The organism is Streptomyces sp. NPDC058221 (genome assembly GCF_042882365.1).
In the GTDB taxonomy this organism is placed as follows: Bacteria; Actinomycetota; Actinomycetes; order Streptomycetales; family Streptomycetaceae; genus Streptomyces.
Genome location: NZ_JBHVWF010000027.1, coordinates 58706 through 72342, shown reverse-complemented (window position 1 = coordinate 72342; position 13637 = coordinate 58706). Strand labels below are relative to the sequence as shown.

Below are 13637 nucleotides of genomic sequence, written 5' to 3'. Positions count from 1 at the left end.
GCACCCCGCGCCACAACCGCCGGCTAGGCTGGTTGGGCGGCGGAAACAACCCCCTCCGGCGTTTTAGGAGCGGGGGTCCGGGGGCAGCGCCCCCGGGGGCAGCCCCTCCGCCAGTACCTCCGCGAGGTGCCGCGCCCGCACTCCGCCCACCTGAGCCAGCTGTGTCCGGCAGGAGAACCCGTCCGCCAGGATCTCCGTACCGTCCCCCACCCCCCGCACCGCCGGCAGCAGCGCCTCCTCCGCGCACGCCATCGACACCTCCCAGTGCCCCCGCTCGAAGCCGAAGTTGCCGGCCAGGCCGCAGCAGCCGCCCGTCAGATCGCCGGTCAGGCCCGCCCGTTCGCGCAGCCGGCGGTCCGCGGCGTCACCCAGGACCGCGTGCTGGTGGCAGTGCGTCTGGCCGGTGACCGGGCGGTCCAGGTGCGGGGGCTGCCAGTCGGGGGCGTACTTCTCCAGGTACTCGGCCAGCGTGTGGACCGAGGCGGCCAGTCCGGCGGCGCGCGGGTCGTCCGGCAGGAGCTCCGGCAGGTCCGTGCGGAGGGTGGCCGCGCAGCTCGGTTCCAGGACGATCACCGGGGAGTCGTGGGTGCCGGCCAGCCGGTCGAGGGTGCGGCGCATCACCGAACGGGCCCGGTCCAGCTGACCCGTCGAGACATACGTGAGGCCGCAGCACAGTCCGCGGCCGGGCGGGATCACCCGGCGGCCGGTCGCCGCCTCCACCACCCGCACCGCCGCCCGCCCCACCTCGGGCGAGAGGTGCTCGGTGAAGGTGTCGGGCCAGACCGTGGCCACCTGGTCGCCGGAGAAGAGGAACGTCCCCTTGCCCCAGCGCCTGCCCAGCCACCCGGTGAACGTCTCGCGCGCCAGGACCGGAATGCCGCGCTCCGGCGCGATGCCCGCCAGCCGCTTGGCGAGCCGGGCCAGGGGGCCCACCCGGGCCAGGGCGTTCAGCGCGCCCGCGAAGGGGGACGCCAGGCGCAGCCACAGCGGGAGCCATCCCATCGCGTAGTGGGCGGCGGGGCGCAGCCGGTGCCGGTAGTGGTGGTGCAGGAACTCCGCCTTGTACGTGGCCATGTCGACGCCCACCGGGCAGTCGCTGCGGCACCCCTTGCAGGACAGGCAGAGGTCGAGCGCGTCCCGCACCTCCGTGGAGCGCCAGCCGTCCGTGACCACTCCGCCCGCGGAGCCGGCCAGCATCTCGTGCAGCAGCCGGGCCCGGCCGCGGGTGGAGTGGGCCTCGTCGCCGGTCGCGCGGAAGGAGGGGCACATCACGGACGGGCCGGCGGGCTCCGCCGTACGGCACTTGGCCACGCCCACGCACCGTCGCACCGCCGCCGAGAAGTCGCCTCCGTCGTGCGGGTAGCCGAAGGCCACGTCGACCGGTTCGCGCGGCAGTACGTCGAAGCGCAGGTTCTCGTCCAGCCGGGCCGGGCGGGCGAGGATGCCGGGGTTCATGCCGCCGTCCGGGTCCCAGAGGTCCTTGAACCGGGCGAAGAGCGCGACCAGTTCGTCCCCGTACATCTTCGGCAGGAGTTCGGCGCGGGCCTGGCCGTCGCCGTGTTCGCCGGACAGGGAGCCGCCGTGCTCGACCACGAGCGAGGCAAGTTCCTCGGAGAAGCGGCGGAAGCGGGCCACGCCGTCGCCACTCAGCAGGTCGAAGTCGATCCGGACGTGGATGCAGCCGTCGCCGAAGTGCCCGTACGGGGTGCCGCGCAGGCCGTGTTCGGTGAGCAGGGCGCGGAAGTCGCGGAGGTAGGGGCCGAGCCGGGCGGGCGGTACGGCGCAGTCCTCCCAGCCGGGCCAGGCCTCGCTGCCGCCCCCGAGGACTCCGTCCAGGGGGGACCCCCAGATCCGGGTCGCGGTCCCGGACGCGTCCTCCCTGATCCGCCACAGCGCCCGCTGTCCGGCCGGATCGGTGACGACGGCGGCGTCGACCGCGTCCGCCGACGCCGCCCGCGCGATCCGTTCGGCGTGCGCCCGCGCCTCGGCCGGGGTGGCGCCGCCGGTCTCGACGAAGAGCCAGGCCGCGCCGCGCGGCAGCCCGGCCGGTTCGCGTACGAGGTCGGCGGCCATGCCCTCGACGGTCAGCGGGTGGTGCGGGAGGAGACCGGGGGCGGCCTCGGCGGCGGCTGACTCGTCGGCGTAGCCGAGTACGGCCAGCGCGCGGGCGGCGGGTGCCTCGACGAGCCGCAGCGTCGCCTCCGTCACCACGCCGAGCGTGCCCTCGCTGCCGCAGAACGCGCGGGCGGGGTCGGGGCCGTGCTCGGGCAGCAGGGCATCCAGGGCGTACCCGGAGATGCGGCGCGGGAGTTCGGGGAATCCGGTGCGCAGGAGGGCGAGGTGGCCGGCGACCAGTTCGCGGAGGCCTGCGGGGCCCTCCGCGCCCCGTTCCAGGCGCAGGGTGTCGCCGCCGTAGCGGGCGACGGTCAGCGCGTGGACGTTGTCGGCGGTGGTCCCCCAGGCGACCGAGTGCGAGCCGCAGGAGTTGTTGCCGATCATGCCGCCGACCGTGCAGCGGCTGTGTGTGGAGGGGTCCGGGCCGAAGGTGAGCCCGTGCGGGGCGGCGGCGGCCCGCAGGTCGTCCAGGACGACACCCGGCTGCACCACCGCCGTACGGGAACCGGGGTCCAGCTCGACGACCGAACGCAGATGACGGGTGAGGTCGAGGACGACGCCGGTGCCGGTGGCCTGCCCGGCGATGGACGTACCGCCGCCGCGCGGGACGACGGGCACCCCGCGCGCCCGGCAGACGGCGAGCGCTGCGGCGATGTCGTCGGCGTCGCGCGGGGCGACGACGCCGAGCGGCACCCGGCGGTAGTTGGAGGCGTCCATCGTCGTGAGCGCCCGCGCGGTGGCGTCGAACGCGACCTCACCCCGCACCGCCGAGCGCAGGGCCTCGGCGAGGGCGGTGGAGTCGGGGCCTGCCGTTACGTCACGAGGTGCCATCCGGCCAGGATGCCGCCGGTCCGGGCCGACGGTGTCCCGGCCCTGCGCGTTTCTGCCGAATACGTCAATACGTCAGAATCTGTCGGGTTCTTGAACACATACGCAACAGAGAGCACCACAAGTTCTTCCCAAACAGATCGTCAATTCTCATATAGTGACTCAGACTTGTCTGGGAATCATCTGTTCCAGTTGTCACATTTGCTCTTCGCTGTACCGACTCGCCCGAACCGTCCCATCCGTCACCGTCCGCCCCCCAAGGACTCCGCTTGCGCCCCTCAACCAGGCCGACCGCACTCGCTCTGCTGGTCACGGCGGCCGTCACCGGATCCCTGTGTCTCTGGGCGTCCCTCGTCGCCCCCGACTCGGCCAGGACCGCAGTGGCATGGGGGGCGGGAGCCGCCGCCGTGCTGCTGTCCGCCGCCGTCGCCTCGGTCGTCCACGCCCGCGGCACGGTGCGCCGGCTGCGCGAGGCGCACGCGGCGGAGAGCAGCAGGTTCACCGCCGAGACCTCACGCATGGTGTCGGCCTCCGCCTTCGAGGCCCAGCGGTTCACCGCCGAGACGGCCAGGATGAAGTCGGCCGCCGCCGCCGAGAGCGCCAGGATCGCCGAGGAGGCCGCGGCCGGGGCCGAACGCCTCACCGCCGAGAACGCCAGGCTCAAGGCCCGCGCCTCCCGCAGCGACACCGAGCGCTCCGCCGCCGTCGCCGCCTGCGCCAACGCCGCGGGCCGGATGCAGGCGCTCGCCACGAGCATGCTCGCCGACCTGCGCGAGATGGAGAACCGGCACTCGTCCGAGGAGGTCCTGGGCGACCTGCTGCACCTGGACCACCGCACCGCCCAGGCGGGCCGGCTGGCCGACTCCATCGCCGTGCTGACCGGTGCGCGCTCCGGCCGGCGCTGGGCGAAACCCATCGTCATGGAGTCCATCCTGCGCGGCGCGATGGGACGGATCAGCGGATACCAGCGGATCCGGCTCCACTCCACCAGCGATGTCGCCGTCGCCGGGCACGCCGCCGAGGGCGTCATGCACGCACTGGCCGAACTCCTCGACAACGCAGCGAACTTCTCGCCGCCCACGGCCGAGGTCCATGTGTACGTGGAGGAGGTGCCGGCCGGCATCGTGCTCACCGTCGAGGACAGCGGTCTGGTCATGAGCGATGTGCAGCTGCGCCGCGCCCAGAGCGCCGTCTCCGCGGCCGACCAGGACCTGACCGGCCTCTCCGGCACCCGGCTCGGCCTCGCCGTCGTCGGCCGGCTGGCCCGCAAGCACGGGCTGACGGTCTCGTTCCGGCCCTCCGCGCGCGGTGGCACGGGCGCGCTGATGATGCTCCCGCAGGAGATCATCACGCGGAACCCGCTGCCCGCGCCCACCCCCGAACCCGCCGCCCCGCCGGTGCCCGCCGCCCGCGAGCCCGAGCCGGTCCACGCCTCCGGCACCGACCGGTCGGACGGCACCGACGGATCCGTGGCCCCGGACGGCTCCCGCACCCAGGAGAGCCGGCGCCCCGACGCCGAGTCCCTCCCCGGCTCCGACGGCTCCGACGGCTCCGACACCAACGGCTCCGACTCCGCTTCGGAGACCACCGGCGGCCTGCCCAGGTTCGGCGAGAGCGGCCTGCCCAAGCGTTCCCGGGGCCGCACCCTGGCCGCCGCCGAGTCCCGCGCCAGGGCCGCGGCGGACGAGTCCGACGCAGCCGACGGACAAAACCCCCGGACCCGTACGTCCGACCCCAAGGCCCAGGCAGCCCGCTTCAGCAGCTTCCGCCAGGCCGTACGGCCCAACTCCCCGCACCCGGAAGGCAACACCCGATGACCGCGACCACGGACGAGAAGCTCAACTGGCTGCTGGAGGGGCTCCTTGAGCGCACCCCCGGCGCCCGCCACGCCCTCGTGCTGTCCCGGGACGGCCTCAAGCTGTGCCGTACCCCCGAGCTCTCCGTCGACCAGGCTGACCAGCTGGCCGCGATCTCGGCCGGTATCCAGAGCCTCTCGCACGGCGCGTCCGTCGAGTTCGGCGACGGCACCGGCGGCGTACGGTCCGCGATGGCCGAGTTCTACGGCGGCGTGCTGTTCATCGTGGAGGCGGGTGCGGGCGCCCACCTCGCCGTCGTCGCCTCCGAGGACGCCGACGTCGGCCTCGTCGGGCACAACATGAGCGAGCTCGTCGAGCAGCTCGGCGAACACCTCGTCGCCCCGCCGCGCGAACCCTCCGAACCCGCGGCGGCCACCGAGAAATCGGCCGTATGACGCCCCGCCCCCGTCCCGGCCGGGACGACGACCCCGACCGGCTGTACACCCTCACCGGTGGCCGCAGCCACTCCGACTCGGGCGCCTTCGACCTGGTGACCCTGGTCGTCTCGGAATGCGAACCGACCCCCGGTATGCAGTCGGAGCACGTCGCGATCCTGCGGATGTGCGAACGGCCCACCGCGGTCGTCGAGATCGCCGCGAGCCTGAACCTGCCCGTCAGCATCGTGCGCATCCTGCTGTGCGACCTGCTCGACACCAGCCGGATCAGCGCCCGCCACCCTCGTACCGCACGCGTCGCGGACCGGCTCCCCGACCCCGACATCCTGGAACAGGTGCTCGTTGGACTCCGCAACCTCTGACCGTGCCGCCCTGCAGGCCACGGCCGACAACGGACTGAAAATAGTCGTCGTCGGCGGCTTCGGGGTCGGCAAGACCACCATGGTCCGATCCGTGAGCGAGATCCGTCCGCTCAACACGGAGGAGACGATGACCCGCGCGGGCGAGGCGGTCGACCACCTCGACGGGGTGCACTCCAAGACGTCCACCACCGTCGCCTTCGACTTCGGCCGGATCACGCTCGACGAACGCTCGGTGCTGTACCTCTTCGGCGCCCCCGGACAGGAGCGGTTCTGGTTCCTGTGGGACCGGCTGTTCTCCGGGACCCTGGGCGCCGTCGTGCTCGTCGACACCCGGCGCCTCGCCGACTCCTGGTACGCGATCGACCGGCTTGAGCACCACGGCACGCCGTTCATCGTGGCGTGCAACGACTTCGGCGGACCGCTCCACACCGAGCAGCAGATCCGGGAGGCGCTCGCCCTCTCCGAGGACGTACCGCTCGTGGAGTGCGACGCCCGGGACCGGTCGTCCAGCAAGTACGTCCTGATCACGCTGGTGGAGCACCTCTACGCCCTCTCCCGGGGCACGGCCGGCTCCTCCTCCGCCGCCGCCCTTCCGGAGACCACGCCGGAGAAGACCCCGGAGCACACACCGTGACCCAGCCCACCGAACCGCCCCCGGGCTGCCCGGCGCACGGCCGCGCGCCACTGTCCGGTCCACGGTTCCAGACCGAACCCACCCAGCTGTACCGGGAGATGCGCCGGGACCACGGTGCCGTGGCACCCGTCGTCCTGGACGGCGACGTCCCGGCCTGGCTGGTGCTCGGCTACCGCGAACTGCACCAGGTCACCAGCGACCCGGTGCTGTTCAGCCGCGACTCCGACCTGTGGAGCCAGTGGAAGCACATCCCCGACGACTGGCCGCTGCTGCCCATGATCGGCCGCAAACAGCCGTCGATCCTCTACACGGTCGGCGCCCGGCACGTCGAGCGCGCCCGGATGATCAGCGACGCACTGGAGGGAGTCGACCCCTTCGCGCTCAAGCGGTACGCGGAGGAGTTCGCCGACGAGCTGATCGACCGGTTCTGCTCGAAGGGCGGCACGGACATCATCGCCGAGTACGCGATGCTGCTGCCCGCCCGGGTGCTGGCCCGGATCTACGGCTTCAGCGACGAGGTCGGCGACGCGCTCGTCGGCTCGATCAACGACATGATCGACGGCCGGGAGCGGGCGCTCGCCGGACAGCAGCACCTGGCCACCTCGATGTTCCAGCTGCTCGCCGACAAGCACACCGAGCCCGGCGAGGACGTCGCCACCCGGATGCTGGCCGACCCCGGCGGCTTCACGGACGAGGAGGTCGCCCAGGACCTGATGGTCATGATGGCCGCCGGTCACCAGCCGACCGCGGACTGGATGGGCAACTCGCTGCGGCTCATGCTCACCGACGACCGGTTCGCCGCCTCGCTCTCCGGCGGCCGGCACAGTGTCGCCGAGGCCATGAACGAGGTCCTGTGGGAGGACACCCCGACGCAGAACGTCGCCGGCCGCTGGGCCTCGCGCGACACCCACCTCGGGGGCCGTCACATCCAGGCGGGTGACCTGCTGCTCCTGGGCATCGCCGCCGCCAACGCCGACCCGCAGGTGCGCACCGACGGCTCCGCGCTGACCGGCGGCAACAACGCCTTCCTCTCCTTCGGCCACGGCGAGCACCGCTGTCCCTTCCCGGCCCAGGAGACCGCCGAGGTCATCGCCCGTACCGGCATCGAGGTCCTGCTCGACCGGCTCCCGGACATCGACCTCGACGTCCCCGCCGAACAGCTCACCCGCCGCCCGTCCCCCTGGCTGCGGGGACTGACAGATCTGCCCGTCGCCTTCACTCCCACGCCCGCCGCAGGACCCGCCCCCGGAGGCCAGCAATGACACGGATCGCCCTCGACCCCTTCGTCGCCGACCTCGACGGCGAGAGCGCCGCCCTGCGTGCCGCGGGCCCGCTCGCCGAGGTGGAGCTGCCCGGCGGGGTGCACTGCTACGCCGTCACGCACCACGCCGAGGCGCGGCAGCTGCTGACGGACGCCCGGGTCGTCAAGGACATCAACGTCTGGGGCGCCTGGCAGCGCGGCGAGATACCCCCGGACTGGCCGCTGATCGGCCTCGCCAACCCGGGCCGCTCGATGCTGACCGTCGACGGCGCCGACCACCGCAGGCTGCGCACGCTGGTGGCGCAGGCCCTGACCGTGAAGCGCGTCGAGCGGCTGCGCTCGGGCATCGAGGCGCTCACGACCGCGAGCCTGGACCGCCTCGCCGCCCTGCCCAAGGGCGAGAAGGTCGACCTGAAGGCGGAGTTCGCCTATCCGCTGCCGATGAACGTCATCAGCGAACTGATGGGTGTCGACGGCGCCGACCACCCCCGCCTCAAGGAGCTGTTCGAGAAGTTCTTCTCGACGCAGACGCCGCCGGAGGAGGTCCCGCAGATGATGGCGGACCTCGGCACGCTCTTCACGAAGATCGTCGACTCCAAGCGGGCCGAACCGGGCGACGACCTGACCAGCGCCCTGATCGCGGCCTCCGAGGACGGCGACCACCTCAGCAACGAGGAGATCGTCAACACCCTCCAGCTGATCATCGCGGCCGGCCACGAGACCACGATCAGCCTGATCGTGAACGCGGTCGTCGCCCTCCAGACCCACCCCGAGCAGCGCAAGCGGGTACTCGGCGGCGAGGTCCCGTGGGACAGCGTGATCGAGGAGACCCTGCGCTGGAAGACCCCGACCTCGCACGTCCTGATCCGCTTCGCGACGGAGGATGTCGCGGTCGGCGACAAGGTCCTCCCCAAGGGCGAGGCCCTGATCGTGTCCTTCGGCGCCCTGGGCCGGGACGAGACGCAGTACGGCCCGACGGCCGGCGAGTTCGACGTCACCCGCTCCCCGAACCGCCACATCGCCTTCGGCCACGGCCCGCACGTCTGCCCGGGCGCGGCGCTGTCCCGCCTGGAGGCGGGGGTGGCACTCCCCGCGCTCTACGAGCGCTTCCCCGATCTCGACCTCGCGGTCCCGGCCGCCGAGCTGCGCAACAAGCCGATCGTCACCCAGAACGACCTGTACAACCTCCCGGTCGAACTGACCTGACCCGCCACGCCGGCCCCGGAACCGGCGCCCCAAGCCCGGGGGCCGGGACCGGAGGCCCCCAAGCCCGTCCGGCGGGTGGCCACGATGACGGCGGCCGGGGTCGGGGTGCGTGACGTCGGCTGGGCGGGTCGAACTGTCACCGGCGTGCGCTGCGGCGTCCGGGTGCGTCTCCCCGGATCGGCCGGAAGCGGCGGACGTGGGTGCGGGTTGCCAGTAGCGTGCGCCGGATGAACAGTCCTTCCGCCAGTCCTCGCGCCTTCCGTTTGATCGTCACGGGTGGAGGTACGGGTGGCCATACGTATCCCGCCCTGACCGCGATCCATGCGCTCAAGGAGCGGCTGGCCGGTGAAGGCCGGTCACTCGATGTGCTGTGGATCGGGACTCCTGACGGCCTGGAAGCCAAGGTGGCCCCGGCGGAGGGCATCGCCTTCACCACTGTCGCCACCGGCAAGATCCGGCGCTCCAGCAACCCGCTGAAGATGCTGAGCCCGGCCAATGCCCGTGACATGGCGCGCGTCCCGCTCGGCGTGGCACAGGCCCGGAAGATCATCGCCGAGTTCCGGCCTGATGCGGTGCTCGCCACGGGCGGGTACGTGGCCGTCCCCGCCGGGCTGGGCGCACGCCTGTGCCGACGCCCTCTCGTGCTCCACGAGCAGACCGTGCGCCTGGGGCTGGCGAACCGGAAGCTGGCGGGCTCGGCGACGAGGGTCGCGGTGTCGTCGGAGTCGACAGTGGCGCTGCTGCCGGAGGCGGTCCGGGGTGCTGCGGTCGTGACGGGTAACCCGGTGCGCCAGGAGATGTTGTCGGGGCACCCGGACAAGGCGGTGGAGACCCTGGGGCTGACGGCCTTCGACCGGCGGCTGCCGACCGTGTACGTCACGGGTGGGGCGCAGGGCTCACAGCAGATCAACGGCGTCGTCCGGGACGCTCTGCCGTGGCTGCTGGAACGGGCCAACGTGATCCACCAGTGCGGGCCGGCGAACGTGGAGGAGTTGCGGCGCCACGTAGCCGGGCTCCCCCCGGAGTTGGCGGGCCGGTACTTCCTCGCAGGGTTCGTGGGTGCCGAACTTCCTGACGTGCTGGCGCTGGCCGACGTCGTGATCTCACGCAGTGGTGCCGGCACGCTGGCCGAGCTGACCGCCCTGGGCAAGCCGGCGGTGTTCGTCCCGCTCGCGACGTCGGCCGGGAACGAGCAGGCGCACAACGCGCGGCACTTGGCGGAGGCCGGTGCTGCTGTTGCGCTGCTCGGTGAGGTGACGGAGGCGAGTCTGTGCGAGGCGGTGGGCCCGCTCCTCACGGACGCCGCCCGGCGGGACGCGATGGCGGAGCGGGCGCGGGCGCACGGAAGGCCGGACGCGGCGGACAGGCTCGTGGACGTGATCCTTTCCGCCGCGTCCGGCTGACGGCGGCCGATGTGCGGCGCTGTGCCGGTCTCGATCAGAGCGGTGCGGCCGTCGCTGTCTCGATCGCCTTGCCGAGGACGGCCACGACGTGGGTGATGTCGGCTTCGGTCAGGTGCTGGTGGAAGGGCAGGCTCAGGATTTCCTGCCCGGTCTTCTCGGTGATGGGCAGTGGCCTGCGCCATGGAGCGAACGCGGGCTGAAGGTGGTTGGGGGGATAGTGGACGCCGGCGCCGATCCCTCGGGAGCGCATCTCCTGGAACACCTGGTCGCGCCGACCGACACGGACTTGGCACAGGTGCGGTACGGCCGTCTGCGGGCCGACGTCGACCAAGGCCACACCCTCCAGCGGGCTCAGGGCATCCCGGTAGTTGCACCACAGGCGTCGCCGCGCCTCCATCGTCGTGTCGAAGTGGTCGAGCTGGGCCAGGCCGATGGCTGCGTTGATCCCTGAGAGCTGGTAGCGCAGCCCGAAGTCCTCGACCTGGTAGTCGGTCGCGTTCGCGCGTTCGGTCTGGGACTGGGTGACGCCGAGGAGCCGGAGCCGGCGGACCGTCTGGGCTTCCTCCGGCGTGCGCGGGATGACCATGCCGCCCTGGCCGCAGGTGAGGTTCTTGATCGGCCCGAACGAGAAGCAGGTCAGGGCTCCTCTGTTCGCGCCGACATGGCGGGTGCCGTTGTAGGACCCGAAGGCGTGGGCTGCGTCCTCAACGACGACAACTCCGCGCTCTTCCAGTTCGCCGTGGATGGGGCCGAGGTCTACGGCGCGGCCGCCGAACAGGACCGGGATGACGGCGGCCGTGGCCGCGGTGACCGCCTCCAGGACGAGCTGGTGGTCCACGCACAGGGTGTAGGGGTCGATCTCGATGAACCGTGGGGTCGCGCCGACGGCCAGGATCGACTGGACCGTCGCGCAGAAAGTTAGTGAGGGGACGACCACCTCGTCGCCGGGGCCGACCTTGGCGGCGAGCAGCGCGGAGTGCAGAGCCGCAGTGCCGGAGGTGACCGCCACGGCGTCGTCGACGCCGAGGAACGCGGCGACCCTTCGCTCGAACTCCTCGGTGACGCCGGTGTGTCCGTACTGCCCGGACTCCAGGACCTGGGCGACTGCCGCAGTCTCCTGGCCGTAGAGGTAGGGGCTGGCGTTGCGCCGGGCATCCGGCCGTAACGAGTTGATCATGACTCCCCCTTCGCAACCGCGATCGGACGGACGATCGGTCGAACAAGCGCGCCGGCCGTCTCCAGAGCCGAGGACACGTCCGCCGCCGACGGCCCGGCAGCGACGAACATGCCGATCTTGTGGCCGGACTGATCATGCGGCCGTACAAGGTCGCCCGGCTCGGCATACAGCACGACGTCGGTAATTCCGGGGACCTCGCGGGCTTGGGCGACGCCTTCCCAGGCGACCAGCTCGCCGTCCGTGAGAAGCGGTGATCCGATCAGCTCCACCGCCGCATGCTCATTACGCGTCGACACCAGGTGACCGTCGAACCGCTCGCCGAGCGCGAGTGCGACGAGCGCGCCCACGACGTTCACGCCGTAGGCGGCGGTGTGCAGTCGCGGGATGCTGTCGCCGCTGAGACGCGGGTTGGCCTCAATGATCCGCCCCTGACCGTCTGCACCGAGGACGAGGTCGAAGTTCGCTGGCCCATCGACAATGCCCAGCACGCGACACAGCCGTTCGGCACTCGCCTCAAGGTGGTCATGCTCGTCCGGCGACAGTTCCACCGTGCCGATCCGCCTGACGACGAACCCCCCGGCGACGAACTCCTGCTCCTTGACGCAGGTCATCATCGACCTGCCGCCCCGCAGGAAGAGGTCAATGGTCAGCTGCCGTCCCTCGATGAACTCCTCAGCGATTACGGTCTGAGAGGCGGAGCAGGCGCGGGCGCGGGCGACGGCGGTGGGTAGTTCGTCAGGGCCGATGACAAGGGTGACGCCCTTGCTTCCGGACCCGTCCACCGGCTTGATCACGAGCGGGAAGCGCAGCCCCGCCGCCTCTGCGACGACGTCATCCGGATCACTCGACGCGGCCCACCCGTAGTCGGTGATGCCACAGGACGCGACAGCCGCGTGGAAGCCGGCCTTGTCGAGACCCGCGAATGCACTTTCGGGGTACACGTACGCGGCGTCGTACAGCACGCCCAGGGCGTGCCAGGTGGCCAGCGCGGCGTCGCTCGCACCGCCTACGATCCCGGCGGGGCGGGTGTCGCCCAGGGCATCGGCAATGGCGTCGGCATCCCGGGTGGAGATCTGGAGAGCCGCGTCGGCGAACGGGAACGCGGGAGCATCCGCGCGCATGTCCACCGCGATGGTCGGCATACCGCGACGCCGAGCCTCCTGGTACAGCGGGATGTGCTCCTCCGACGCGCCGAGCACGAGCAGCGCTCTCTGCGGCAACTGGTCAGAGGGCATGGTCACGCTCCGGGCTCGGGGCCGCGATGTGGAGGGCGGGCATCGGGGCCTGCGGGTTGCGGGAGAGCGGCGCCCAGCGGTCCGGGTTCTGCCGGTACCAGTCCGCGGTTTCGACGAGCCCCGTGCCGAAGTCATGGGCGGGCTGGTAGCCGAGCTGGTCGGCGATCTTCGTCCAGTCCATGGCGTAGCGCAGGTCGTTGCATCGCCGGTCGGGGACGGAGGTGACCGCGTCCCAGTCGGCGCCGCAGATGCGCAGCAGTTCGCCGGTGAGGTCATGGCCGGTCAAGTCGGTGCCGCCGCCGATGTTGTAGATCTCGCCCGGGGTCCCGCCGCGCAGGACGAGCTCGATCGCGGCGCAGTTGTCCTCGACGTGGAGCCAGTTGCGTACGTGCTGGCCACGGTCGTGAAGGGTGACGGGCCTGCCACGCAGGAGACGTGTCACGAACAGCGGGATGATCTTCTCGGGGTGCTGGTAGGGCCCGTAGTTGTTCGAGGAGCGGGTCACGCACACGGGGACGCCGTAGGTGCGGTGGTAGCTCAGGGCCACGAGGTCGCTGGCCGCCTTCGACGCGGCGTAGGGGACGGTGGGGCGCAGCGGGTCGTCCTCCGTCGCGGCGCCTTCGAGGAGCGGACCGTACACCTCGTCCGTGGAGACGTGCACGAACTTCTGGATGTCGTGGCGCATGGCGGCGTCGGCGAGCGTCTGGGTGCCGAGCACGTTCGTGGTCAGGAAGGTGCCTGCGGTGAAGAACGAGCGGTCGACGTGGGACTCGGCAGCGAAGTGCACGATCGCCGTGTGGCTCTGCACCAGTTGGTCGATGAGGTCTGCGTCGACGATGTTGCCGTGAACGAAGGTCAGTCTCGGGTCGAGGAACGCCTCACCGAGGTTCTCGATGTGTCCTGCGTAGGTGAGCGCGTCGAGGACGCTCACCTGGGCGACGTCGTCGGCTTGCAGGATGCGCTTGACGAAGTGCGAGCCGATAAAGCCGGCTCCGCCTGTGACGAGCACTTTGTCCATGGGTTGCCTCCGGTGGGAGTGCGAGCAGCGAGGCGGCTGGGTTCGCCGTCCGTCTGCCAGGCCACCATCCCGGCCCCGATGCCATGGGCGGGATGGGTCGGGGGCTCATCCGCACGTGCTGTGCGGGGCTCGCACACGGTGTGCCTC

Annotated in this window: 11 protein-coding genes; 7 read left to right on the top strand and 4 right to left on the bottom strand. The window is 71.8% G+C overall.

The window, feature by feature from the left end:
- Window positions 1-63: 63 nt before the first annotated feature.
- Entirely contained in the window at window positions 64-2946 is a 2883-nt protein-coding gene (locus ACFVW8_RS12175; protein WP_389688786.1) for an FAD-binding and (Fe-S)-binding domain-containing protein, read from the bottom strand.
- A gap of 266 nt (window positions 2947-3212) precedes the next feature.
- On the opposite strand from ACFVW8_RS12175, the gene ACFVW8_RS12170 reads away from it, so the two are divergent.
- From ACFVW8_RS12170 to ACFVW8_RS12140, 7 genes are all read left to right on the top strand, one after another.
- Window positions 3213-4760 carry an ATP-binding protein gene (locus ACFVW8_RS12170; RefSeq protein ID WP_389688784.1) on the top strand — a complete coding sequence of 516 codons (1548 nt, stop codon included), beginning with the start codon at window positions 3213-3215 and terminating at the stop codon, window positions 4758-4760.
- Window positions 4757-5194: a roadblock/LC7 domain-containing protein gene (locus ACFVW8_RS12165; protein WP_389688782.1), complete on the top strand. Its 438-nt coding sequence runs from the start codon at window positions 4757-4759 to the stop codon at window positions 5192-5194. Before ACFVW8_RS12170 ends, ACFVW8_RS12165 begins: the two co-directional genes overlap by 4 nt.
- Window positions 5191-5556, top strand: coding sequence for a DUF742 domain-containing protein (locus ACFVW8_RS12160; protein ID WP_389688780.1), 366 nt, complete (start codon window positions 5191-5193; stop codon window positions 5554-5556). Before ACFVW8_RS12165 ends, ACFVW8_RS12160 begins: the two co-directional genes overlap by 4 nt.
- Complete coding sequence (locus ACFVW8_RS12155) at window positions 5537-6190, top strand: ATP/GTP-binding protein (RefSeq protein WP_389688778.1); 654 nt, start codon at window positions 5537-5539, stop codon at window positions 6188-6190. The genes ACFVW8_RS12160 and ACFVW8_RS12155 overlap by 20 nt, the downstream gene beginning before the upstream one ends.
- The gene (locus ACFVW8_RS12150; protein WP_389688776.1) at window positions 6187-7452 is read left to right on the top strand and encodes a cytochrome P450; all 1266 of its coding nucleotides are present in this window, start codon (window positions 6187-6189) and stop codon (window positions 7450-7452) included. The genes ACFVW8_RS12155 and ACFVW8_RS12150 overlap by 4 nt, the downstream gene beginning before the upstream one ends.
- Entirely contained in the window at window positions 7449-8657 is a 1209-nt protein-coding gene (locus ACFVW8_RS12145) for a cytochrome P450 (RefSeq protein WP_389688774.1), read from the top strand. Before ACFVW8_RS12150 ends, ACFVW8_RS12145 begins: the two co-directional genes overlap by 4 nt.
- Window positions 8658-8884: 227 nt before the next feature.
- The gene (locus tag ACFVW8_RS12140; RefSeq protein WP_389688772.1) at window positions 8885-10060 is read left to right on the top strand and encodes a glycosyltransferase; all 1176 of its coding nucleotides are present in this window, start codon (window positions 8885-8887) and stop codon (window positions 10058-10060) included.
- 34 nt (window positions 10061-10094) lie between these two features.
- Here ACFVW8_RS12140 and ACFVW8_RS12135 read toward each other — a convergent pair whose 3' ends face one another.
- The 3 genes from ACFVW8_RS12135 to rfbB are packed head-to-tail and all read right to left on the bottom strand — an operon-like array spanning window position 10095 to window position 13490.
- Window positions 10095-11237, bottom strand: a complete 1143-nt coding sequence (locus ACFVW8_RS12135) for a DegT/DnrJ/EryC1/StrS family aminotransferase (RefSeq protein WP_389688770.1) — start codon at window positions 11235-11237, stop codon at window positions 10095-10097.
- On the bottom strand, window positions 11234-12472 hold the full coding sequence (locus ACFVW8_RS12130) for an ATP-grasp domain-containing protein (RefSeq protein ID WP_389688769.1): 1239 nt from the start codon (window positions 12470-12472) through the stop codon (window positions 11234-11236). Before ACFVW8_RS12130 ends, ACFVW8_RS12135 begins: the two co-directional genes overlap by 4 nt.
- Window positions 12462-13490 (bottom strand): dTDP-glucose 4,6-dehydratase, encoded by a 1029-nt coding sequence (gene rfbB, locus ACFVW8_RS12125; RefSeq protein ID WP_389688767.1) that lies wholly within the window; start codon window positions 13488-13490, stop codon window positions 12462-12464. Before rfbB ends, ACFVW8_RS12130 begins: the two co-directional genes overlap by 11 nt.
- Window positions 13491-13637: the final 147 nt, after the last annotated feature.